This is a genomic window from Streptomyces sp. NPDC002911 (genome assembly GCF_053591835.1).
This window is the reverse complement of the sequence record NZ_JBSFUO010000017.1, coordinates 66,923-92,843: the sequence shown is the minus strand read 5'-3', so window position 1 is coordinate 92,843 and position 25,921 is coordinate 66,923. Positions and strand designations below refer to the sequence as shown.

At 72.2% G+C, this 25,921-nt stretch carries 2 protein-coding genes (1 of these 2 only partly in view); both read right to left on the bottom strand.

Annotated features, from left to right (window positions below; genetic code table 11):
• Positions 1-11,246 carry the 5' end (the start) of an amino acid adenylation domain-containing protein gene (locus tag ACWD04_RS24015; protein ID WP_451135109.1) on the bottom strand. The gene continues 11,632 nt to the left of window position 1, outside the view, so the window shows 11,246 of its 22,878 coding nt (coding positions 1-11,246); the start codon lies at positions 11,244-11,246; the stop codon falls past the left edge of the window.
• Positions 11,243-25,921 carry an SDR family NAD(P)-dependent oxidoreductase gene (locus ACWD04_RS24010; RefSeq protein WP_451135107.1) on the bottom strand — a complete coding sequence of 4,893 codons (14,679 nt, stop codon included), beginning with the start codon at positions 25,919-25,921 and terminating at the stop codon, positions 11,243-11,245. The genes ACWD04_RS24015 and ACWD04_RS24010 overlap by 4 nt, the downstream gene beginning before the upstream one ends.

Below are 25,921 nucleotides of genomic sequence, written 5' to 3'. Positions count from 1 at the left end.
AGCTCCACGGTGGAGTGGACGACGAGAGCGAGCCGGACGGGCAGCTCGTCGCGACCGGTCTGAAGGGTGTGCGCGAGGTCGCGCAGCGGCACCGGCCGCCCGGCGCGGTCCGCCTCCTCGAGGAAGTGCGACAGCCGCCCGGCCACAGCCCGCAGCTCCTCCGCAGTGCGCGCCGAGAGCGGCACCAGGCAGGCCTCGTGGGCCGATTCCTCGAACACACGGGCCGCGACGTCGTCTTGCATGTATTCCTCGATGATCACATGTGCGTTCGAGCCACCCGCGCCGAAGCAGGAGATGCCGGCGCGCCTCGGCAGAGGCCGCCCTTCCGCGTCGGACGGCGTCCAGGGAGCGAGCTCTCGCTGGACGAAGAACGGCGACCGCTTGAAGACGATGCCGGTGTTCAGGTCCTCGGCGTTGATGGAGGGCGCGAGCCGCGCGTGCCGCAGCTGCATCAGGACCTTGGTGAGCCCGGCGATGCCGGACGCGCTCTCGCAGTGGCCCAGGTTGGACTTGAGCGAGCCGATCGCGCAGTACTGCCCCTGGCGCGCCGTGCCGAAGGCCCGGGTCAGCGCCGAGACCTCCATGGAGTCGCCGAGGAGAGTCGCCGTGCCGTGGGCCTCGACGTAGCTGATCGTGTCGGGCGTGACACCGGCCTTCTCCATGGCCCGTACGACCACATCACGCTGGGCCGTCAGGCTGGGCATGCTGTAGCGGCTGGTACGGCCGCCGGAGTTGACTGCGCTGCCCTTGATGACACCGTAGATGTGGTCCCCGGCGGCGACCGCGTCCGCCAGTGGCCGCAGCACCACGGCTCCGACGCCCTCGGCCGCGAGGAACCCGTCGGCACGTTCGGAGAACGGACGGCACCGGTCGCCGGGCGACAGCAGTCCGTGCTCCTCCAGCACCTCGAAGTGGTCCGGGTCGAGCAGCAGATTGACCCCGCCCGCGATCGCGCAGTGGCTGTCACCGCTGTGGAGGCTTTCGACAGCCAGGTGGACGGCCGTCAGCGAGGCGGAGCACGCCGTGTCGACGGCGATGCTCGGCCCCTGGAAATCGAAGAGGTACGAGGTGCGGTTGGCGATCGACGAGTAGGCGGTCCGCCCGTTGTAGGTGGAGTTCATGACGCCCACGAACACACCGACACGGCCGCCCTCGGCCAGTGCCCCGGCGGTGTACCCGGCGTCCTGCACGGCACCGTGCACCGTCTCGATGAAGAGCCGCTCCTGGGGGTCCATGGCAGCCGCTTCCCGCGCGGGGATACCGAAGTACTCGGCGTCGAAGGAGGAGACGTTCGCCAGGAAGCCGCCCTGGGGACGCTCCTCGCCGTCCCAGCGGCACCACCATCGGTCCGTCGGGTAGGGGGCGGTGGCGCTCTCGCCGCGGGCCAGGTTCTGCCACAGCTCCTCGGGGCTGTCGGCTCCCGGGTAGCGCCCGCCGAGACCGACGACGGCGATGTCCCCGGTACGGGCCGGTGCGGAGTGGGCGGGGGCCGGTTCGCGGGTCCGCGCCGGTGCGGGGGTCTGCCGGAACCCGCCGTCCGCCGGGGCGGGCCGGAACTCCTGGACGGGCGGGGCAGCCGGGGTGGCCTGCGCAGCCGGGCCGGCCTGGCCGGCCGCCACCGTCGCGCCGCCCGCCAGTACCTCGGCGAGCCGCTCGGGATGCGACGCGGTGAAGTGCTCGGCCGCCTCCCGGATCGTCGGGCAGTCGAAGAACAGCGTGCTGCTCAGCTCGTCGAAGTCCCGGGACAGCATGTTGTTGAGCTGGATGACGAGGATCGAGTCGAGCCCGAGGTCGAAGAGGTCCGCGTCCTCGGCGAGTTGCTCGGGTGCCAGCCTCAGCGTCTGCGCGACGAGCCCGGTGAGGTACGCCGTGGCGCGGGCGGTGAGTGAAGCGCCACCACTGTCTCTGGCGTCCGGGGCGACAGCACCGGTCCACGGCTGCTGCTGTGCCTGCGGGAACAGGCTCAGCAGCTCCGGACGCCGGTCCGCGAGGAAGTGCTCGACGAGTTCGTCCAGCGTGCGCAGCTCGAAGAAGAGCGTGCTGCTGACGTCCTCGAAGTCCCTGGCGACGGCGCTGTTCATGCCGGACACCAGGATGGAGTCCAGCCCGTAGTCGTGCAGGTCCTTGTGCGGGTCGAGCTCCGTGTCCGCGAGGCGCAGGGCCTCACGTATCAGCCGTTCGAAATAGGCGGTGACGTGCGTGCGCAGAGATGCCTCCGAGGCAGCGGAGGCACCGGATGCATCGCCGGAACCGGGGTCGCGGCCGGAACCGACCGTCGTACCGGAGGCCGCCTCGGCCTTCCCCTCGGCTGCTTCGGCTCCTCCGGCTCTTTCCGGTCCTGTCCGGATGCGGAAGCGGCCGTCGCTCTCGGCGACGATCAGTTGCTGGCCGAGGGCGTGTGCGGCGGTGTCCGGCTGGGCGCCGGTACGGAAGCCGTCGTCCTCCAGGACCTCCAGCCAGCGGTCGGCCGCCAGCACGGGGCTTCCCGGAATGCGCAGGTCGGCGTCCCGGTACAGCCACCATCCGTCCAGCAGCCCGAACGTCAGGTGGGCCAGGATCGTGTTGCGGCTCATCTCGTTGACGAACAGCAGGCCGCCCCCGCGCATGGCCGCCTTGACGTTGCGCAGGGTGCCGGAGATGTCCGCGGTGGCGTGCAGCACGTTGGTGGCCACGACGATGTCGAAGCCGCCCGGCTCCACGCCCTGCTCCCCGGGTGGGCGTCCCGCGTCGAAGATCCGGGTCGTCAGGTACGGGTAGCGGGGGCGCAGCCGCTCCTCGGCGCGGAACAGGAACGCCTTGGACAGATCGGTGTAGCAGTACTCGGCGATGCGGTCGCCGAACGGCTCGAGGGCCTCCAGCACCTTCGCGCTCGTCGCACCGGTACCGGCTCCGACCTCGAGGATGCGCAGGCGTCTCGACGAGTCGGCACGGCTCCAGGCCCGTACGGCGTCGGCCAACAGGACGCTCAACCGGTCGTTGAAGTAGTCGGCGACCGGGTCGCCCCGGTAGATGCCCTCGACCCGTGACATGGAGGAGCCCGGGAAGAGGATCTCGGTGGCCGGCCGGGTGCCGGTCAGGACGTCGCCCAGAGCCAGCAGGCACGACTCGACCAGGTCGGCCTGTGCCCGCTGGTTCTCGTTGGGCTGCCATCCGTCGCGCTCGGCGTGCCACTGCCGCCACAGTCCGGCCCGGTCCAGACCGCGAGCGGCCGGCCCGGCTTGGCGGCGGTCGCCCACGAGCTCCACGAGTCCGGCGTGGGCGAGCAGCCGGTCGCTCTCCTCCATCCACCGGGCGTACTTGGCGAGCACACGCTGGTCCAGGCCCTCCAGGGCGTCCGGGCCCTCGGGACGGCCGGTCATGCTGTCCCGGCCCCGTGCAGCGAGGTCCCGGAGCGTGACGAAGAGCAGCTGGGCCGCCAGTTCGCACATACGCGGGTGGGGCAGGAACGCGTGCAGCCGCTCCACCTCGCCGCGCGGCGCACGGTGGGCCGCCACGATCTCGTCCCGTACGGACGGCAGGACGGCCGGATGACTGCCCTGCCGCTCGTCGAGCGCGAGTCCGCGCAGCGCCTCGTCATCGAAGGTCTGCATCAGCACGACCTGGCTGTGCTCGCTCCCGAGGAACGACTCCAGGGCGTTCAGCGCGTCGTCGGGGTCGAGCGAGTCGACGCCGACAGCCGCCATGCGCTCCTGGTAGAAGGGGTCGCTGACCACTCCGGTCACCCCCCAGTAGCCCCAGTTGACCGCCTTGACCAGCGGCAGTCCGCGCTGCTGGAGCTCGTGCGCCAGGGCGTCCTTGAAGGTGCATCCGGCCGCGTAGTTCGCCTGACCGGCGGCCCGCACGAAGCTTTCCACCGAGGAGAAGAAGAGGACGAAGTCCAGCGGCTCGGCGCTGAACACGTCGGCGATGTTGACGCCGACGTCGACCTTCGAAGTGAGCGCCGCACGGAAGACGTCCTCGTCCATGTGCGTCAGCGTCCTGTCGGCCAGCACGATCGCGGAGTGCACCACACCGTCGATGCGCGGGTGGTCCTCCTTGATCTGCCGGTACGCGGACAACAGGCTCTCGCGGTCACTCGCGTCGGCCGAGATGTAGCGGGGGGCCCGCGCGCCGACGGACCGGGCGCGTTCGGCGAGCCCGGCGAGCTTGCGTTCGATCGCTTCGTCCAGCGGTCGGCGGCCGATCCACACGATCGAGGCCTGGTATCGCTCGACCATGGAGCGGCTCCAGAGCTCACCGATACCGCCCGCGCCGCCCACGACGACGTGGACGCCGTGCCGGCGGTACGGGCCGGTGGCCGGTTCCGGATCGGTCACGGGGAGCAGTTCCTGCGAGAACCAACGCCCGCCGCGCAGGGCCAGGGTGGCGCCGGGCCGCACCCCGGTCAGTCGTCGTTCGCCGCCGAGCAGGGCGTCGACCGGTTCGCCGGAGAGCTCGTGGGGCAGATCGACGAGGTCGATCGTCCAACGGGTGTGTTCCTCGGCCAGGCTGCCCATCAGCCCGTGGACACCTGCGTGCGTCGCCGCGACCCTGTCCCGCTCGCGGACGAGCTGGGTACCGAAGGTGTACGTCGTCCAGGTCATCTCCCGGGTACCGTGGCCCAGCGCCAGCAGCGCCTTGACGATCCGGAAGACTTCGATCACGCCGCGTTCCTGGCCGCCGATCACGTCGCCGGGGTCCTCGGCCGGGGCCACCCAGACGACCTGCGCGATGCGGCCGGTGTTCCCCGGGCGTGCGGGGTCCGTGGATGCTTCGCGTATACGGTCGGCTGTTTCCTGGATCGAGGCGCCCGGCACAAGGCCGATCGCCCGGTGGCGGGGGTGAAGAGCCCGGAGTCCCGCGCTCAGCCGGCCGCCGGAGTCGAAGACGAGCACCTCGCCGTCCGTGGTCTGCGGGGATGCCTCGCCGGGATGCCTCGGCTCCCACACGGGCAGCAGGGTGCGCAGCCGCGACGCGCGGGCGGGACGGTCCACGGGCGCCTCGAGCTCCCGGTAGGCGAGTCCGCGCAGGACCGCGCAGACGCGGCCCCGCTCGTCGATGAGGTCGATGTCGAGCACCCGGCCCGCGCCGGTGGCCCGCTGTCCGGTTGCCGGCCGCACCCATGCGTACATCGTCACGCCGAAGGGCGCGTGGACGTCGAGCCGGTCGAGCGCGAACGGGACAGGGGTCGCCCCGCGCCCGTCGGAGGTGGTGTCCGGACCGGCGGCCGTGTCGAACGCGGGGTCCAGGCCGAGTGAGGCGTGGATCGCCGCGTCCAGGAAGCCCGGGTGAAGGGTGTAGTCGGCCAGTGAGCCGACCATGTACCCGGGCAACGACAGCTCGGCGAGCACCTCGCGGCGCCCGTCGGATTCTCCCCGGTGCAGGGTCCTCACGAGACGGAAGCCCGGCCCGTACTCGACGCCCGCGCGTGCGATGTGCGCGTAGCACTCCGCCCCGGACAGCGACCGCAGCCGAAGGCGCGAGCGCAGCCCGTCCAGTGCGATGTCCGGCGGGGCCACGGCGGGCTCGGTCACGGCCCGGCCCTGGACGTGCGAGCGGCCGCCGTCGCTCAGGAGCTCGAAGCGCAGCGGTCCCGCGCCCGTGGCACCGTCCGCCTCCTCCTGCGTGCGGCGCGGTTCCGGGGCAAGGGTGAACTCGATGGCGCGGCCCTCGTCGCCGACGACCACCGGGCGCACCCAGGTGACGTTCTTGAGGACGGTCCTCCCGCCCTCGCTCTCAGCGCCGGTCAGAGCACGCTGGACTGCGGTGTACGCCATCTCCAGGCCGGCCACGGCGGGCAGCAGCCGCCTGCCGCCGACGACGTGGTCGGCCAGCACGTACTCGTCGCCGGTGAAGCGGGAGCGGTAGCGCTGTCCGTCCGGTCCGGACACGTTCTCGTGGAGCAGCGGGTGCAGTCGCGCGGGCGGCTCGCCGTCCGTCGTGGCCCCCCGCCGCGTCGGTGTCCCGGGGAGCTCCCGTGGAGTACGCCGGGCCGGTGCGGGCCACGGGTGGGCCACGGGCCCGAAGGCGTACCCCGGCAGGCTGACGCGCCGGGCCGCACGCGGACGGGGCAGGAGGCTCCAGTCGGCTTCGGCGCCGTCCGCCCACGCCTTGGCGGCCTTCTTGAGCTTGCCTTCGGCCAGTCGGCGCGCGAGCTTGGCGTCCCGGGTCCTCGCGTCCTGCCGCTCGGTCGCCCGGCCCCCGTTCCCCGGCCGCCCGCCCGTGAAGCGCCGGGGCGATCCGTCACCGGTCGGGTCCTGGACGAACGCCTCCAGCTCGGCCGCCAGTCGGCGCGGGTCGCGCACGACGAACGCCACCCGGCAGGCCATCGCCACCCGGCCCACCTGGAGTGTGTGAGCCAGGTCGTCCAGGCGCGCCGAGGCGCCCCGGGGGCCGCGCAGGTACCGCAGCAGCCCGGCGGCCGCGCGCACGAGGTCGTCGGCCGTGCGGGCCGAGAGCGGCACCAGCTGGGGCACGGAGTCGCCGCCGGTGTCCGCGGCCGCCCTCTTCTCCGTGGTGGCCGGGCCGCCGTCGCGTACGTATTCCTCGAAGACGGCGTGCGCGTTGGACCCGCCGAGCCCGATGGAGCTCTGCGCGGCGCGGCGCGGGGTGTCGCCGGCCGGCCAGACCTGCAGCCGGTCCACGACCTGGAACGGTGAAGTGTCCAGCCGCAGCTGCGGGTTCGGCCGGTTGTAGTGCAGGGTCGGCGGGATCTGCCCGTGGTAGAGGCTGAGGAGGACCTTGACGGTGCCCGCGAGTCCGGCGGCCGTGTCGAGGTGGCCGATGTTCGACTTCACCGAGCCGATGCCGCAGTAGCCGGTGTCGTCCGTGTGCTCCCGGTACGCCTCGGTCAGCGCCGCCAGCTCGACGGGGTCGCCCAGCTTCGTACCGGTGCCGTGCGCCTCGACGTAGCCGATGGAACGGGGGGCGACGCCGGTGCGTTCCAGAACCGTCCGGATCAGCCGGCTCTGCCCGTTGACGCTGGGGCTGTAGAAGCCGGTGGCGTCCCCGCCGTCGTTGTTGGTGGCGATACCGCGCAGCAGGCCGTAGATGTGGTCGCCGTCGGCGACGGCGTCGGACGCGCGGCGGATCAGCAGGGCCACGGCTCCCTCACCGCCGACCATGCCGTCGGCATCGGCGTCGAACGCCTTGACGTGTCCGTCGCCGGAGAGGTTGAGACCCGGCTGGTGGATGTAGCCGAGGCCGTCGACGCTGTTCGCGGAGGCGGCCGCCACGAGCGCGAAGCCCGACTCCCCCGCCAGCACCGCGCGGGCCGCCAGGGAGAGCGCGGTCAGCGAGGAGGAGCAGTTGGAGTGCACGGACATGCTCGGTCCGCCGAAGCCGAGCTGGTACGAGATCATCGAGGCGACCGTGCCGCTCTGGCTCATGACCCAGGACAGGTACTGGCGGGGGTCGTCGAGCACGGCGGCAGGGTTCTCGGCGGTGTCGTCCGGCGCACCGTAGAAGTGGTTGCCGGTGGAGACGTAGACGGCGGTGTCGGGGATGTCGCGGTGGTCGTGACCCGCGTCCTCGACGGCCTTCCAGGCGTGCAGCAGGAGTTGACGGAACTGCGGGTCCATCAGCTCCACGTGGTTCGGGGAGAGCCGGAAGAACTCTCCGTCGAAGTCCTCCTTGCCCTCGATGGAGGAGCGCAAGGGGACGTAGGCCGGGTCGCGCAGCACGTGCTCGGGCACACGGGCCTCGCGCAGCTCCTCCTCCGTCCAGCGGCGCACGGCCTCGTCGCCCCGCTTGAGGTTCTCCCAGAACTCCCAGTGATCGCGGGCTCCCGGGAAGCGGCAGGCGATGCCGACGATCGCCACCGCGTCCTCGGGCACGGGCCCTCCACCGGTCCCGGCCTTCGGCTGGGACACGGGCTCCGGTTCCGGGACACGTACGGCATCCGGCGCGGGGGCCGCAGTCGGCGCGGGGGCGACGGCCCGCGCCCGCGCCGCGATGCTGCGCACGGTGGCGTACTTGAACAGATCGGCGGCCGCGAACGGCATCCCGAGCCGCCGGCTGATCCGGTCGGCGAGGACGACGGCCGACAGGGAGTTGCCGCCCACCTCGAAGAAGGAGGCGGTGGGGGCGAGGTCCCGTACCTTGAGGACGTCCTGCCAGATGGCGAGGACCTCCTTCTCGGCGTCGGCCCCGGCATCGGTCCCGGCGGCCCCCGGCGCCCGGGAAACCGCGTGCGTCGCGGGATCCACGGGCACCGGCGGGGCCCCGGCCGACGACACCTCCCGCGCGATCAGGTCGTTGCGGTCCACCTTGCCGCTGCCCGTCAGCGGGACGGCGTCGATCGCCACGAAGAAGTCGGGAACCATGTACGCCGGCAGCAGCCCGCGCAGATGCTCCTTGAACGTCCCGGAGGGGTCACCCGCGGGTCCCGCGAGGCGCGGGACGTAGTACGCGACAAGCTGCTTGGCGCCGTCCTCGCCGCGCGCCACGACCACGCACCGGGCGACGTCCTGATGCCTGCCCAGGTGGTATTCGATGTCACCCGGTTCGATCCGGTACCCACGGATCTTCACCTGGAAGTCCAGCCGGCCGAGGTAGTCGATCTCGCCGTCCCCGGTCCAGCGGGCCAGGTCTCCGGTGCGGTAGAGCTTGCCGCCGGGCACGAGGTCGTGGTCGATGAAGTTCTTCGCGGTCAGGTCGGGACGGTTCACGTAGCCCCGGGCCACTCCGGTACCGGCGACACACAGTTCACCGGTCTCCCCGGCCGCCACCGGCCGCAGCCGCTCGTCGAGGATGTGGACCCGGGCGCCGGCGACCGGCCTGCCGATGGTGGTCGGGGCGTCGAAGCGAATGCGTCCGCCCGTGGCGTAGACGGTGGTCTCCGTCGGCCCGTACAGGTTCCACGCCTCGCAGCCGGTGTCCCGGAAGTACTCCTTCAGCGTCCTGGGCAGTGCCTCGCCGCCGCAGAGGATCCGTACGCCCTCATGATTGCGCCAGCCGGAGTGGAAGAGCATGCTCCAGGTCGCGGGCGTCGCCTGCATGACGGTGGGCCGCACCGTGGCGACGCGCTCCTTGAGGCGCTCGACGTCCTTGATCGTCGGGCTGTCGCAGACATAGCAGCGGGCACCGCTGACCAGGGGCAGGAACAGCTCGACCTGTGCCATGTCGAAGCTGATGGTGGTGACGGCGAAGAGGGTGTCCGCCGCGCCCATGCCGGGCTCCCGCCGCATCGAGCGCAGCAGATCGCCGAAGCCCCGGTGGGCGATCATCACGCCCTTGGGGCGGCCCGTGCTCCCGGAGGTGTAGATGACGTAGGCGAGGTCGTCCCCGCTCACCTCGACCCGCACCGGCCCGTCGGCCGGGGCGGCGGCCGCTGTCCGCTCCCGCTGTTCGTCGATCACCAGCAGCGAGGGCGGCACCGCCTCGGCGCCACCGGCGCGCGGACGGCCGTCGAACAGGTCCCGGGCGCGGTCCTTGTGACGTGCCTGGGTGACGATCAGGACGGTGCCGCTGTCGGCGACGATGTCGGTCAGCCGGGCGACGGGCAGCTCCGGATCGAGGGGCACGAAGGCCGCGCCCGACTTGAGGATCCCGAGCAGCGTGACGACCATGTCGGCCGACCTGTCGAGCAGGACGGCCACCAGGTCGTTGCGCCGCACCCCCCGCTCCACGAGGTACGCGGCCAGGGCGTCGCTGCGGCGGCTCAGCGCCTCGTAGGTCAGCACCTCCTCCTGACTGGCGACCGCGATCGCGTCGGGGGTCCGGCGCGCCGCCTCCTCGAAGAGGCCGTGCACGCAGGTCTCTTCGGTACCGGCCGTGTCCGCGAACCGCTCGCACAGCTCGGCCAGGGGCGTTCCGGGCTCGTCGCACACCGCCGTCAGGACGCGTACGAAACGCTCCCCGAGCCGCTCGACGAAGGAGCGGCTGTAGAGCTCCGGCTGGTACTTCCAGTACAAGGTGAAGGCGTCGCCGCTGCCCCAGACCTCCAGTGAGAGCTCGTACTCCCCCTCCTGGTGAAGCTCCTCGACGAGTTCGTACGGCCGGCCAGGACCGGAGATGCCGTCGAGGACGTCCTGGAAGACGAACGCCGCCTGGAACACCGGGGAGCGGCCGGGGGGCGTGTCCGGCCGGAGTTCCCGGACCAGCGCGGAGAAGGGGTGGCTGTGCAGCATGTCGTCGGCGACGTCGCGCTGCACGGCGGAGACGATCTCACCGAACGTGGCCCCGTCCGGCAGCGCGACGCGGACCGGCACCATGTTGATCATCAGCCCCATGGCCTCGGCGAGCTCCTCGCCGCCGCGCTCGTTCACCGGCATTCCGACGATCAGCTCGCGCCGGGCCTCGGCCGCCCCGGAATCGCCGGAGTACGAGGCAAGGGTCGCCGCGTAGGCGGTGAGCATCGCCGTCGAGACGAAGACGCGCAGGCCGGCGGCCGTCTCCCTGATGCGGGTGACGAGTTCCGCGGGCACCCGGTCGGCACGGGTGTCCCCGGCGAAGCGGTCCGTCAGCACCGTGTGGGCCCGGTCGGTCGGCAGGTCCAGAACGGGCAGCGGTCCGGCGAGCCGGTCGCGCCAGTACGGGAGGAGCTCCCCGCCGCGCTCGGCCAGAGTCCGCCGTTCCCCGTCCACGAAGTCGTGGAAGCCCGCGCCGGTCCCGCTCCCGGGATCCGTGGGCGCCACCGGCCCGGCCCCGCCCCGCAGCGCCTCGTACGCCTCGAACAGCGCGGTCATCAGCAGCCTCGCCGAGCTGCCGTCGAAGATGACGTGGTGGACGGTGATCAGCACGATCGACCCGTGCGCCGGGCGGTCGAAGACACGGACCCGGAACAGGCCCTCTCCGTCCGCGGAGGTGCCGTCCATGACGAACGGCCTCTTGCTCTCGCGTCGGACGGCCGCCAGCGCCTCGCCCTCGTCGGCGACACCTGTCAGATCGACCCGGGCGAAGTCGGGCTCCCGGCCGGGGTCGACCGACTGGCAGGGGGTGTCCCCCTCCCGGTGGATCACCGTGCTGAGCACCGGATGACGTGCCACCAGCGCCCGGCATGCCTTCTGGAAGGCAGGTACGTCCAGGTGGAGGACGCGGAAGCACAGCGGCACGTTGTACGCGGCCATGTCCGGGTACGCCCGCTGGAGCGCCCACAGACCGTGCTGTCCCTCGGAGAGCCCGTAGGTGCGCGCCCCCGAGCCGGACGGCGCGGGACGCCCCTGCGGCGGCTGCCGCCGCAGCTCACGCAGCAGATCCCCGACCTCACTGCCGCTGATCCTGCCCGCCCGGTAGTCCGCGATGAGGGCGTTGAGCTCGTGCTTCACTTCTCGTTTCTTCCTGTGTCGAGGAGCGCGATGGCGTCGTCCAGGTGCAGGGCGCCGGTCTGCAGGCGCTCGAGCACCGCCAGGACCTCCGGCTTCGGGCCGTCCGCCCGCTCGGGCCGCTGGAGGCGGGGCTGTTCCTCTGTTCTCGCGGCCACCAGGCGCGACAGTTCCGCACGGCGCCGCACGGCCAGGTGCGCGGCCAGCTCGGCGATCGTGCCGTGCTCGAACAGCGTGCTGGGCAGGAACCCCGGGTCGACCGTGGCGACCAGGTCCCTGGTCAGGCCGACGGCCCCCAGCGAGGTCAGCCCCGTGGCGATCAGGCCGTCGTGGGCGCCGATCTCGCGGACCGGCCGTCCCAGACGCGCGGCGACCAGCTGACGCAGGAAGCCCCGCGCCCTCTCCTCGGCCGTGTGCCCGGGGCGCGCCGTGTCCATGGACGGTGCGGGCAGTTCCTCGTCCTCGGGGACGAACCGCCAGTGGACGCCGCCGTCCTCCGGCACACCCACGGGCCCCTCGCTCGACGCCTCGGTGGTCGCGGCGCGCGTCCGCTCGGACGCGCCTGCCTCGCCGCGGCGGGGGGTGACCCAGTGCCGCTGCCCGGCGAAGGGATAGGTGGGCAGGTGCATGCGACGCGGTGACAACGTGTCGTGCAGGACGCTCCAGTCGACCGTGTAGCCGCCGAGCCAGAGTTCGGCGATCTTGTCCCACCTGCCCTGGGCCGACCATCGGCCGACCAGTTCCGCGCGCAGGTCGTCCTCGTCCAGGAGCCGTCCGTCCTGGAGCTGCTCGACTCCGCGCCCCCGCCACACGTTCCCGGCACCGGTCTCGGCGCCCCGGGCGATGCCGTCGAGGGCGCTCTTCAGCTCGTGGATCCCGTGGGCGAGGATCACGGCGCGTTCCGCCAGGGCGACCCGGCCGGTCCGGAGGGTGTGGGCCAGCGCCGCGAGATCCGCCGCCGCTCCTTCCTCCGTCTCCAGGAAGCGCGCCAGCTTGGCGGCGTAGGAACGCAGCCGTTCGTCGTTCGTTGCCGACAGCGGTACGAGCACGGGTGCCGGCAGGTCCTCGCGCACGTCCCTCACCGTCGGCCCGGCCACCGAGGGCGCCTCTTCGAGGACGATGTGCGCGTTGGCGCCGGTGGCACCGAAGGCGCTCACCCCGGCCCGGCGCGGCGTGCCGGGGCCGCCCGCCGGCCACTCCTGCAGTTCCGTCTGCAGACGGAACGGCGAGTCGTCGAGGGCGAGGTAAGGATTGGTCCGCTCCGCACGCACCAACGGGGTCAGCGTCCGGTGGTGCAGCTGGAGCACCGCCTTGGTCAGCCCGCTGATCCCGGCTGCGGCCTCGGCGTGCCCGATGGCGGACTTGACGGATCCCAGCGAGCAGAAGCGCTTGGCGTCCGTGTACTTCTCGAACGCCCGCCTCAGTGCCTGGATCTCGATCAGGTCACCGATCTCCGTGCCCGTGCCATGGGCTTCGAGGCAGCCCAGGGAAGCCGGGTCGACGCCCGCGCGGTTCAGGCAGTCCTCGACGACGGCGGCCTGTGCGGCGACGGAGGGCACCCGGATGCCCGGCGTCCGACCGGAGTGGTTGACGGCGCTGCCCTTGATGACGGCGTAGACCGCGTCACCGTCCGCGAGCGCCGACGCCAGCGGCTTGAGCAGGACCGCCCCGACGCCTTCGGCGGAGACGTAGCCGTCTCCCCCGGCGCCGAACGAGCGGGCCGGTGCCTCGCTCGCGAGCAGTTCCAGCGCGCCGTAGGTCCGGTACTTGTCCGGGTGCAGCGAAAGGTTCACCCCGCCCGCGAGGGCCGCCCGGCACTCCCCGCGCCGCAGGCTCTCGACCGCGAGGTGCACGGCGCTGAGCGAGGAGGCGCACACGGTGTCGACGGCCATCGACGGGCCGCTGAAGTCGCAGAAGTACGAGACCCGGTTGGCGATGGACGCGGCGTTCAGTGACAACGGAGCGGACGCCCGCCCGGTGCGGCCGTCCGGCCGGGCGGCCTCGTGCTGAACCAGCACGTAGTCCTTGTGCATGACACCGGCGAAGACGCCGACCGCCCGGCGCGGGCCGTCACCACCGGAGGCGGTGAGACCGGCGGGTGTGTACCCGGCGTCCTCGATCGCCTCCCAGCAGACCTCCAGGAACATCCGTTCCTGGGGGTCGAGGAGGGCCGCCTCGTCCGCCGGGATCCCGAAGAACTCGGCGTCGAAGCGGTCGACGTCGTCGATGAAGCCGCCCCAGGCGGACATCTTCCGTCCGGACGGCGTGCGCTCCCCCTCGAAGGTGTCACGGGGCCACCGGCTCTCGGGCACCTCGGTGACGCAGTCCCGTCCGGCCTTGAGGTTCTCCCAGAACTCGGCGACGTTCGCCGCCTTCGGGTACCGGCCGGCCATGCCCACGATCGCGATGTCGCCCTCGCCGTACCCGCGCGCCGTCCCGGCGGGCGGCTCCCCGCCGCCCACGGCCGGCGCGGCGGGCACCACGGATGACACGGACGGCGCCGGTGCGACCGGCTGCGTGGCCCGGACAGGGCTCGCCGGACCCGGACGGTGGTCGCGTACGAGATGAGCGACCAGTTCGGCCGCCGTCGGGTGTTCGAACAGCAGCGTCGGCGACAGCCTCGTCCCGAGCCGCTCCCCGATCTCCCCCGCCGTCCGCAGGAGGGTGGCGGAGTCGAGGCCGAGGGCGTAGTAACTCGTGTGCATGCCCACCTGGTCCGCCGGGACACCGAGCCGGGCGGCGAGGACCGAGGTCACCGCGGCTCCGATCCCGTCGGGCGGGAGCAGCGCCGCGTCCCGGCCGGCGGATCCGGTCCCCGTGCGGGTCCCGGTGCCCGTTCCCGCTCGGGCGGCAAAATCGGTTTTTGGCCCGTCGTCGCGGCGTGCGGGATCGATGTGTCCGGCGTCGCGCACCACCTTCGTGGTGAGGTCCGCCAGTTCGCCGATCCTGTGCCCCTCGCTGTCGAAGAACTCCATGCTGAAGGTGAGCAGTTCCTCCCGCCGCTCGATCGAGTCGCGCCGCACCCGCGTGTAACAGGCGCGGCCCAGCGAGGCGCCGGCCCGGAACGAGGCGTAGTGGAGCGGCAGGAACAGGCGCTTCTCGCCGTCCACCGGGTCACCGCCCGCAGGCACCTCACCGAGGGCCACCGCGCAGGCCGCCACCGCGCTGCCGTCGATCAGGGCGGGGTGGAACAGCCGTTCGCTCCGCTCACCGCTCGCGGCCCGCTCGTCGACGGCGACCCGCAGCCAGATGTCGTCGAACCCGGTGTACGCGGCGCCGACCGCCTTCATCAGGCCGGCATGGACGAGCTCCTGCGCACGGAAGTCCCGGTAGATCTCCTCGAGGTCGCGTACCCGCCCGCCGGGGTCGCGCAGCACGGCTCGCACCTCGTCCGGAATGTTCGTCGCGAAGCCCGTGGCCCCGCCCGCCGACCGGTGCATCTCCGCCGTGACGTAGGGCGCCGCCCCCGGACCGGCGGCGTGGCCCTGCGCCGGGGCGTCGGTCACCGTGATGCGCCAGGTATCCGGGGTCTCGGCGCGCGCCTCGACGCGGATCTCCACGGCACTGTCGGCGTCCACGGCCAGCGGCCGGTAGATGGTCACGTCCAGGAGGGAGAGTTCGCGGTACGCAGGCCCCGTCGTGATCTCCGCGAAACAGCCGTACAGCAGGTCGATCCATGCCAGGCCGGGCAACAGCCGCCGCCCGTGGACACGGTGGCCGTCCAGGACTGCGTCCCGGGCGTCGATGCGCCGTGTCCACACCATCGGCGAGGCGGCGGCGCCGACGCGTTCACCGGTGCGCGCATCGGTCCGGTTGAGCGCGGGGAGCTCGACCGGGCGGCGCCGCACCGGAAAGCGAGGCACGTGGTGTCCCACGACGACGTGACCGTTGGTACCGCCGTCGGCGAAGCTGCTCAGTGCCGCGCACGGCAGGTCCGTCGCCCCCGCGTGCCTCGGGAAGACGAGGCGCGTGGGGTCGGGCGCGTAGTGCTCCATGGGCCGGGCGCCGGACAGGAACGGCACCGTGCGCTGGTGGTGGACCATGAGCGCCACCTTGATGAAGGCGGCGATGCCTTCGGCGCAGAGCGGGTGCCCGATGTTGGGCTTCATCGAGCCGAGGCCCAGAGGTCTGGTCCGGTCCTGCCCGTAGACCGCCTCGACGGCCTTGAGTTCGAGGAGGTCGGTCATCTCGGAACCGGAGCCGTTGACGTCCAGGTGGGCGACCTGGTCCGGCCGGCGGCCGGCCAGACGGAGCGCTTCCCTCATGACCTCCTTCTGGGCGGTCAGGTTGGGGGTCGCCGGTCCGGCGGTCCGGCCGTCGTTGTTGATGGCCACGCCTTCTACGACGGCGTACACCGTGTCACCGTCCCGCTCGGCCTGGGTCAGCGGTTTGAGGACCACGACGCCCGCGCCCTCGCCCAGGACGACGCCGCCGGCCCTGCGGTCGAAGATGTGGAACTCCCCGTCCTCCCGGAGCAGTCCACGGCGGCGGAACAGCTCATGGGCGGAGGGGTCGGCCAGCAGGCTGACGCCCGCGACCAGAGCCAGGTCGACCGAGCCCGCCGCCAGCGCGTCGGTGGCGACCTTCATCGCCACCAGCGAGGACGAGCAGGCCGTGTCCATGACCATGGCGGGGCCGTGCCAGTTGAAGAACTGGGACACATTGGCGGCCAGGTAGTTCTGCCCGACGGTCATGATCGGGTTGCGCGCCTCGACGACGAGGGCGTCGTCGGCCCGGCTGCGGCTGCGGGCGCCGACATACACACCCGTACGGGTACCGTCCAGCTCCCCGAGCCGGTACCCGGCGTGGTGGACGGCCTTGAGGCTCTCCTCCAGCAGCACCAGGGCCTGGGGGTCCATGGCGCGGACGTCCTCGGCGTGCAGCATGAAGTAGCCGGGATCGAAGCCGAACACGTCGTCGATCAGTCCGGCGTGGAAGCCGGTGGGGCGTCCCCAGCGGCTCGTGGGGACCTCACGGACGGCGGAGCGGCCCTGGGAGAGCAGGTCCCAGTAGGCGTCGACATCGGGTGCGCCGGGCAGTCGGCAGGCCATGCCGATGACGGCGACGGCCGTGCCGCGCGCACCGTCGAACGCGGCCTCGGCCCCGATCTCGGCAGCCGCCACGGCCGCGCGGGAGGCCGGCGCGGTCCGCGCAGCGGGTTCGGCCGGGGCAGGTGATGCGGCAGGCCACCCTGTTTCCGGGGCGCCGGGCGGCTTCTCGTCCACGCGCCTCGCCGTCTCCTCGTCCAGGGCTGCGTGTTGCGGCTCGTCACCGAACCCCGAGGCGATCTCCGTCGGGTATGTGGTGAGCAGCCATGTTGCGAGTTCGCTCAGGGTCGGATACTCCAGGAGCGTCGACGGGTCGAGCCGGACGTCGAGGCGCTGCCGGATCTGTTGGAGGACCTGCGCCAGCAGAATGGAGTCGGCGCCGTAGTCCGCGTACGAGGTCTCGGCGTCCAGCTGGCCCGGCTCGAGCTTGAGCTGGCCTTCGAACGTACCGCTGAGGAAGTCGGTGAGCCGCCTCGTCAGGGGCCCGCCGGCGGTGGGCGCGGGGGCGGACACGGTCGCCGGTGCCGTCGCGGCGGCGGCAGGCGTCCGGGGTGCGGGGACGGCGGGCGACGCCGGGCGCGCGGCCAGCAGCGCACCCGGGTCGAAGAGCCCGGCGTCGACCCGGACCGGCATGACGACCGGACCGCGCCGCACGGCCAGGATCTCGTCCAGGAACGACAGTCCCTCGGCGTTCGTGATGCTCAGGATCCCCGTGTCGGTGTACGCCTGGTTCGTCACCTCACCGAAGCCGGCCTCCTGCCAACTCGGCCACTGGACGCTGGTGACCGGCAGGTCGGCGGCGCACGCCCGCGCGAAGTAGTCCATGAAGGCGTTGCCCATCGCGTAGTCGCTCTGGCCCACGCCCAGCGTGGGGACGACCCCGGAGACCGACGAGAAGAGCACGGCGAACCTCAGCGACCGCGCGTCGAGGGCGGCCAGCAGGTTCCGGGTGCCCTCGATCTTCGGGGAGACGACGCGGGCGATGTCCGCGACGGGCTTCCGGACGAACGCGGGATTACGGGTGTCGACCAGCCCGGCGGCGTGGATGACACCCGTGACACGCCCCAGTGTCGCCTCGATCGTCGCGATGCCCGCGGCCACCTCGTCGGCGCGGTCCAGCGGCAGCGCGAGGACGCGCACCGTGACGCCACGTGCCTCCAGCGCCAGGACGGCTTCGATCTTCTCGCGTACCGAAGGCGGGCAGGCGTCGGCCCACCGGGCACGCGGGGGGAGGGCTTCACGGCCCGTCAGGACCAGTCGGCGTACACCGTAGTGCTCGACCAGATGTCGTGCGGACAACAGGCCCAGGCCGCGCGTTCCGCCCGTCACGAGGAGGACCTCGTCGTCGGCGAAGTCGGGCCGGGCGGTTCGCGCCGCGACCGGCGCGCTCTCCTCGAGCACCGGGGCGTGCCGCACTCCCGCGCGGTAGCAGACCTCGGCCTCACCGCTCCCGGCGCCGAGTTCGCGGTGGATGACCGCCGCGAGTTCGGCGTCCTCACGCACGGCGGGATCCAGGTCGGCGTGGCACGACGTGAGGCCCCGGTACTCGCTCTGGAGCAACCGGTAGAGCGCGGCACGCGCGGCACCGGCCAGGTTCACCCGCTCACCGTCCGGCCCGGACGCCGGTACCGGTGCGTGCGCCGGGACGGGAGGGGACACGTCCGGTGTCTCCAGGCCCTGGGTCACGTACAGCAGTCGGATGTCCCGGGACGCCTTGGCGTCGAGGGCGCGCTGCAGCAGCGCCAGCGCCCGGCCGGACGGCCGGTGTTCGCTGATCCCGTCGTCCGCGTCCGCCCCAGGGTCGCCGGCGGTGCGCGCCGCCATGCCGGTGAGGTCGATCCAGGCCGAACACCTGCCGATGTGCTGGGCGAGCGCGGTCTCGGCGCCCGGGACGGCCTCCAGCAGTGTCGCGTCGTCGAACAGGGCCGAGAGGGCTTCGGCGAGACGCCGGGTGGACCTGTCGTGCAGGACGACGACGGCGGTGTGCCGCGTCCGTGCCGTACCGATCGGGGCCGGCCGCCACTGCTTGGTCAGGAACAGGGCCTCACGGGCCGGGGGTTCGAGCCCGGTCGGGGAACCGGCGCCGGCCTCGGTCGCGCGCACGGTCGCTGCCGCGGGCACGGGCCGGGTGCCGTGCGCGAGACCGGCCCGCGTCTTCGGCCCGGCCTCGGCCATCTGTGCCGTTTCCGGTACCCAGTGCCGTTCACGGGCGAACGGGTAGGTCGGCGCACTGATCATGCGGGGGACGGGGGTCGTACGGGTGTGCAGTCGCTGCCAGTCGGGCGTCGCCCCGCGCACCCACAGTCCCAGGAGCTCGGCCGACTTGCCGCGCTGTACGAGCCTGCCGAGGGTCTCCGCGAGCTCTTCGGCGGGGATGAGCGAGAGGGCCTGCCTGTCCCGCTTGGCGTTGCCCCGGTACAGGCCTTCGACGCCGTCCTCGCCCGCCAGGTACCGCTCGAGCTTCCCGGCGAGCGCCGCGAACGAGTCGGCGATCACACCGAGCCGCTCGTCCATCGCCTCGCGCCCTGTCTGCAGGGTGTAGGCCAGGTCCGCCGGGGTGGCCCTCGGGGAGCCGGTCTCGTCCGCGTCGCGGGCGAAGCGCAGCAGTTCGACCGCGTACGCCCGCAGCCGCTCCTCGTTCTTGGCGGAGAGCGGGAAGAGCAGCGGTGTCCGCGTCCCCGTCGACGGTGCGGGACGCATGTCCACGTGTTCGGCCACCACCAGGTGCGCGTTCGAGCCGCCGGCGCCGAACGAGGAGATGCCGGCGGTCCTCGGGTGCGTACGGCCGTCGACGACCGGGCGCTCCCAGTCGCGCAGTTCCTGGTTGACGACGAACGGGGTACGGGTGAAGTCGATGTCCGGGTTCAGCGTCGCGGAGTGCAGCGACGGCGCGATCCGGCCGTGCTGGAGCTGGAGCAGCACCTTGGTGAGCCCCGCGATCCCGGCGGCGCTTTCGCAGTGTCCGATGTTGGACTTCGCGGAACCGAGGTAGCAGTACCGGCTGTCGGCGGTGCCGGTCGCGGACGCGGTCCTGAACGCCTGGCTCAGTCCGGCGATCTCGATGGGGTCGCCGAGCTTGGTTCCCGTGCCGTGCGCCTCGACGTAGCTGACGGTCCTCGGGTCGACCCCGGCCTCGCGCAGCGCGCCGTGGATCGCGGCCTGCTGCGCGCGCGGGTTCGGCACCGTGTAGCCGTTGGTGCGGCCGCCGTGCGACATGCCGCTGCCCTTGACGACCCCGTAGATGTGGTCGCCGTCGCGCTCCGCGTCGTGCAGCGGCTTCAGCAGGACGACACCGACACCCTCACCGGGGATGTAGCCGTCCCCGCCGATGCCGAAGCTCTCGCAGTGGCCCTTGCCGGAGATGAACTGCCCGGTGCTCAGCGCCAGGTACTTGTTCGGGTGGACCGTCACGTTCACCCCGCCCGCGAAAGCCAGCTTGGTGCGGCCCTGGCGGAGGTCCCGGCAGGCCAGCTCCACCGCGGTGAGCGAGCTGGAGCACATGGTGTCCACGGTCATGCTGGGGCCGTGCAGGTTCATCACGAACGAGACGCGGTTCGCGACGCTGGCATAGCTGCTGCCGATCGCGTTCGGGTTGCCGGGGACGGCGTCCCCGCCGGGGAACAGCAGCTGGTACTGACCCCACATCACTCCCGCGTACACGCCGACCTGGCCGTCACCGGCCTCACCGCCGGTGCGCCGCAGCCGCTCCCGGGTGTAGCCGGCGTCCTCCATCGCCGTCCAGGCGTGCTCCAGGAACAACCGCTCCTGGGGGTCGAGGTAGTCCGCCTCGTGCGGCGAGATGTTGAAGAACAACGGGTCGAACCGGTCGACCTCGGCGATGAACCCGCCCCACCTGCTGTAGTGACGGCCGGGCCGGGTGCGGTCCTCGGAGTAGTACGCGCGCCAGTCCCAGCGGTCCTCCGGGACCTCGACGACACAGTCGCGTCCGTCCCGCAGGTTCTGCCAGTACTCCCGCACGTCGCGCGATTCGGGATAGCGGCCGGAGAGGCCGATGATCGCGATGTCCAGCGCTGCGGACTGCTGGGACCCGGCGCCGTGGGCGACCTCGCGAACGGCGCCGGCGGGGGACACGGGGGCAGGAGCCGCAGCGGTTTTAGGGGCGGCCTGAGCAACCGGTGCTCCGGTCCGGGCGAACAGCGTGTCCAAGGTGGTGCGGTGGCCGGCCACGAAGTAGGCGCCCAGCTCGGCGAGGGTGTGGTACTCGAAGAGGAGCGTCATGGACAGCGAGCCGAACGTCGTCGCCAGCCCGGACGTCAGCTCGGTCGCCAGTATCGAGTCCATGCCGTACGAACCGAGCGGCTCGTCCTCGTCCAGCTCGGCGAGCGGCAGCTGGGTGATGCGCGACAGCTCCTCCTTGAGGAAGCGCACCGTCCGCGCCTCGAGCGCACGGTCGTCCTCGGCAGCATCCACACCGTCGGCCTCACCCGTGCCGGGCTGATGAGCGGCGGGCCCGTCCGATCGGCTGTGCTCCTCGTCCCCGTCCAGGAGGGCCAGGAGGCGCGCCTCCTCCCCCGCTCCTACGACCACATGGGTCTCGCCGCTGACCAGCGCACGGTGGAAGGCCGCGACCCCGGCCTCGGTCGTCATGGGCAGCAGCCCGCTGCGCACCCGCAGCACCCGGCGGGTGGCCTCGTCGGCCCCCATTCCTCCGCCGTGCCACAACGGCCACCCGATGGCCACCGTACGACCGCTGCGCCGGCCCGCGTCGACCAGCGCGCCGCGCTGCCGCGCGAACTCGTCGAGGAAGGCGTTGGCCACGGCGTAATCGCCCTGCCCGACGTTTCCGGTCGCGCCCGTGATGGACGAGAACAGTACGAAGAAGTCCAGGTCGGCGTCCTTGGTCGCCTCGTCGAGACTGCGGCAGCCGTCGAGCTTCGGCGCCAGGACACGGCGGAACTCCGCCACCGGCTTCTTCGTGAGGAAGTTGTCCTGGATCACGCCCGCGGCATGGATCACGCCGCGCAGCGCGCCGTGGCGTCGCTCCAGGTCGGCGACGAGTCTCCCGGTGGCCGGTCCGTCGGCCGCGTCCAGGACGTGGTACTCCGCCTCGGCGCCCCCGGCACGCAGCGCGTCGAGCACGGCGTCCCTCTCCGGGCTCAGCGGGGACCGGCCGGTCAGGCAGATCACAGCGCCCTTCGCCCGCCGGGCGATCTCCTCGGCGAAGACCGGCCCCAGGCCGCCCGCGCCACCGGTGATGAGGTACACGCCGCCGGCTCGCCACCGCACCGGGCGGGGAGTCACCGGGACCTCGGTCCCGGTGACTCCGGCAGCATCGGCGTCGGGGAGGGGCTCCCAGCCGAGGACGGTACGGCGGTCACCCTCGGCATGGCTGATCCGGTGGTCCTCGGGCGAGCGGGCGTCCTCCTCCAGCTTCGCGACCAGATACGGGGCCGGGGAGCCGTCGGGTACCGCGATGACCTGCCCGATCAGGGCGGGGTTCTCCTGTCGCGCCGTCCTCAGCAGGCCGGACAGCGCCTGGTACGTCGCTCCCTCACCGTGCGAGGGAGTCAGCACCTGGAGGAGCACGGAACCCGTGGGCCTGCCGAGCAGGAGGCCCTTGACCGTGCGAAGCAGCTCGACCGCCCACTCCGCGACCGTGGCCAGGGCGGGAGCGGCGGACCCGTCCTCCTCGGGCGGTTCCACGAACGACAGGTACGGTGCCAGGGCACGCAGCTCACCCAGCCGGTCCTCGAAGCCGCAGGCGAGGACCAGCCGCACGGCGTGGCCGGAGTCCGCGTCCGGGGCCGACGCGCGGGTGGGGGCGGGCTGTTCGCGCCATACGGGCCTAAACAGCGTCACTTCTCCTGTGGCGGCCGTCTCGGCCGGTTCCGTGGTCTTCCGCATGGAGTAGCCCCGAAGTGACGCGAAGATGTTTCCCCGTTCGTCGCAGAGGTCGAGGTCCCGTCGCCGCACCTGGCTCGACGTGCCCGGGACCTCGCGTATCCAGACGCATGCGGATGCGGGCGTGTCCGCGAACACGTCGAGACGGTCCAGGGCGAAGGGCAGGGGCGCGCTCCAGGCCCCTGCTGCGGCGTGGAGCTCCGGTGCGAACGCCGCCTGCAGCGCGCCGTCGAGCACGCTGGGGTGCAGCACGTAGTCGCCCCGGGTCCGGACGGCGGCCGAGGGCAGGGTGAGGAAGGCCAGCAGCTCCCCTTCTCCCAGGTGTACCGACCGTACGGCGCGGTGGGTGTCGCCGTAGTCGAGCCCCGCGGCGCGCAACGCCGCGTAGTAGTCGTCGGCTCCGAGAACCGCCGCGCGCATGCGGGACTTCAGTTCCTCGATCGGTAGCGGAGCCGGCGGGGTGACGCGTCGGCGTGACCCGACGCCTCGCGAGTGCACCACGTGCGCACCCTCGGCCTCGGAGAGGGAACCGGTGCGGATCTCGTACGACATGCGGCCTGCCGTGTCGGGCTCGGTCCCCGACGAGCCGTGCTCGGCGACATCCGCGCCGCCCGTCAGGACGGTGCGGACCGTTCGTCCCTCGTCCCGCACGGCGATGGGCCGGGTCCACACCACGTTCTCAAGGCACAGCGCGAAGGCCCCGCCCTGGGCCGCCGGCAGCGTACGGTCGAGGGCCTCACGTGCCATCTCCAGGTACGCGACGGCCGGCAGCACCGGCTCGCCGCCCACACGGTGGTCACGCAGGAAGGGTTCCTGCGGGGTGAACGTCGAAGCGAAGACGGCGATGTCCGTGCCGCCCGGCGCGGCTTCGCGCTGGAGCAGCGGGTGCCGCCGCTGGTGTGCCGGCACGTCCACGGCGGCGGTCTGGTCGAACCAGTAGCGCTTCTTCGCGAAGGCGTGGGTGGGCAAGGGGACGCGCCGTGGGCGCTCGACGCCCTGGTGGAGCGCTTCCCAGTCGGCCTTCGCGCCCCGCACCCACGCGGCCAGCACCTCGCCGGGCGAGCGGTCCGGGCCCGCAGAGCCTTCCGGGCCCTCGGGGCCGGTGACCGGGGTCGTCGCGCCGTTCCTCTTCGCGCGTCCCCGCAGGACGGCGGGCGGGAGCGTGTCACCCGACACGAAGGCTTCCAGGAGGCTTTCCAGCGAAGCGACATCCGTCGCCAGCAGCCCGAGACGCTCGCTCAGGGCCTCGCGGCCCACTTGCGTCGTGTAGGCGAGGTCCCTGAGACCGGCGTCGGTCGGCCGTTCGCGCCGCAGATGAGCGAGCAGGAGCTCCGCCTGGCGTACGAGCTGCGGCTCGGTCTCCGCCGACAGCACGACCACGGACGCAACACGTTCGTCCGAGGCCGGTTCACCGCGCCCGGCCGCCTTCTCCCGGGCGGGGGCGGGGGCCTGCGCGACGATCACGTGGGCGTTGCTGCCGCCCGAGCCGAAGCTGCTGACCCCGGCGAGGCGGGCGGGACGGCCGTCGAGTTCCCAGTCCGCGAGCCGTCGCGCGACGGAGAACGGCGTGCCGTCCAGGGTGATCTTCGGATTGAGCCGCGAGAAGTGGAGCGAGGCGGGAAGCTTTTGATGCCGCATGGACAGCACGATCTTCATCAGTCCGGTGATGCCCGCGGCGGCTTCCAGGTGCCCCAGGTTCGTCTTCACCGATCCGATCGCGCAGGGTGCCTCGCTCGTCCCGAAGGCCCGGGCGAGTCCCTGGACTTCGATGGGATCGCCGAGCGCCGTGCCGGTGCCGTGCGCTTCGACGTAGCTGATGTCGGAGGGGGCCACCCCCGCGTCGGCGAGCGCCGTCCGGACCAGGCTCGCCTGCATGGACGCGCTGGGGACGGTCAGGCCGCCCGCCTGGCCACCGTGGTTGGTGGCGCTGCCCTTGATGACGGCGTGCACGTGGTCGCCGTCGTCGAGCGCCGCCGCCAGCGGCTTCAGCAGCAGGACGGCTCCGCCCTCGGAGCGCACGTAGCCGTTCGCCGACTCGTCGAAGGTCTTGCACAAGCCGTCGGGCGACAGCATGCCCGCCTGGTGGTAGGCGATGCTGTCGGCCGGGTGGCACAGGAGGTTGACGCCACCGACCAGGGCCGTGGTGCACTCCCCCGCGCGCAGAGCGCGCACCGCCGAGTGCACGGCCACCAGGGAGCTGGAGCACGCGGTGTCCAGCTGGACGCTCGGGCCGCGCAGGTCGTAGAAGTAGGAGACGCGGTTGGCGATGATCGCCATGGACGTCGCCAGTCCGCTGTGCGCCCGCACGGGCAGCCGGTCCGTGTCCATGGTCCGCTGGTAGTCCGACCCGCTGGCACCGACGAAGACGCCCATCGGCGCGCCGGCTACCGCTCCCGCCGGATATCCGGCGTCCTCCAGGCAGGCCCAGGCCAGTTCCAGCATCCAGCGCTGCTGCGGGTCCATGCGGTGCCCTTCGTGGGGCGTGATGCGGAAGAGGGGCGCCTCGAAGGACCCCGCGTCGGCGACGAATCCGCCGCGGTCGATCCCGGGGTGGGTGTCGGGGCCGACCCCTGCGGGCCACTGCCAGCGTCCGTCAGGCAGCGTCCCGACCGCGCAGCGCTCTTCTTCGAGGAGCTGCCACAGCGCGGTGGGGTCCTCGATGCCACCGGGCAGCCGGCAGGCCATGCCGATGATCGCGATGTCGCGGTCATCGTGCTGTCCCGTGACGGCGGGACGAGCCACGGCCTTGTCCCGGTCGGAATCCCCGGCACGGCGCACGCCCCGGTCGGCAGATCTGGCCCGCGCGGCAGGTCCGGCAGGGTGACGGGGCTCGGCGGAGCCCCCGGGTTCCTCGGATGCGGCGACCGGCCCCGTTCGGATCGGCCGCGGGATGTCCGGCGTGTGGCTCGATTCCTCTCCCCTGAGGCCATCGAGATACGAAATGATCCGTGCGCCGGTGTTGTGCTCGAAGAAGAAGAGCGATTCGAGTTGAATTCCGAACCGGGCCTGCATCCTGTCCTGAAGATCAAGGAGTCCTGCGGAATCGAGTCCCAGCTCGAAAAGCGGGCTCTCCAGCGGGTTCGCGATTCCCTCGTATTCGGCCGGACCGCCGAGTGCCTCGTCGATGAAACCCAGTATCTCGCTGTGCAGTTGACTGGTTTCGGGGATATCGACGGACCGCGCCGAGGCATCCTGCGACAGCTGCCGAACCCGCTCCTGACGACCGGGGAGATCGTAGGCCACGAGGACGCCGTTGCCTCCGTTGACGAGATCATTGGGACGATATCCCGGAACGAGACGGCGCACCTCGGCCCCGTGCAGCTGATGCATGCGCAATACGGTGTCCAGACAACGCCCTTGCGCGTTCGTCGCCCCGATGTACTCATGCAGTTCGAACTCGGGATGCCGCTTGACGTCACGGCAGCGGGTCACCCCTACCACCAGCTCGGTGTTCCCGTCGTCATGGCACCAGGTCAGCAGGTGTTCCAGCAGCATGTCGCCGTGTCCTGAACCCTGCTCGCGGGGATCGATGTTCAGCGAGAGCACATGCGCGACCGCGCCGTCGGGCCGGTGAAGCCGGTCGGCCGTGTCGAATCGGACGGACAGCAAGTCGTCCGCGTGGTCGATGCGCTGGGAGTAGACGACACCTCGCACGACACCGTCGGATTCGACGACCCACTGCCCCACGGGGTGCGTCAGAAGGCGCTGCCTGATGACCTGTTCAGGTATTCGAAGACCCTCGGACCAGCAGAGACTTTCCAGCTCCAT

What these genes read in the sequence shown, in the direction of transcription:
- ACWD04_RS24010 (WP_451135107.1), bottom strand. Translation starts at nt 25,921, where the DNA reads ATGGAGCTGGAAAGTCTCTGCTGGTCCGAGGGTCTTCGAATACCTGAA.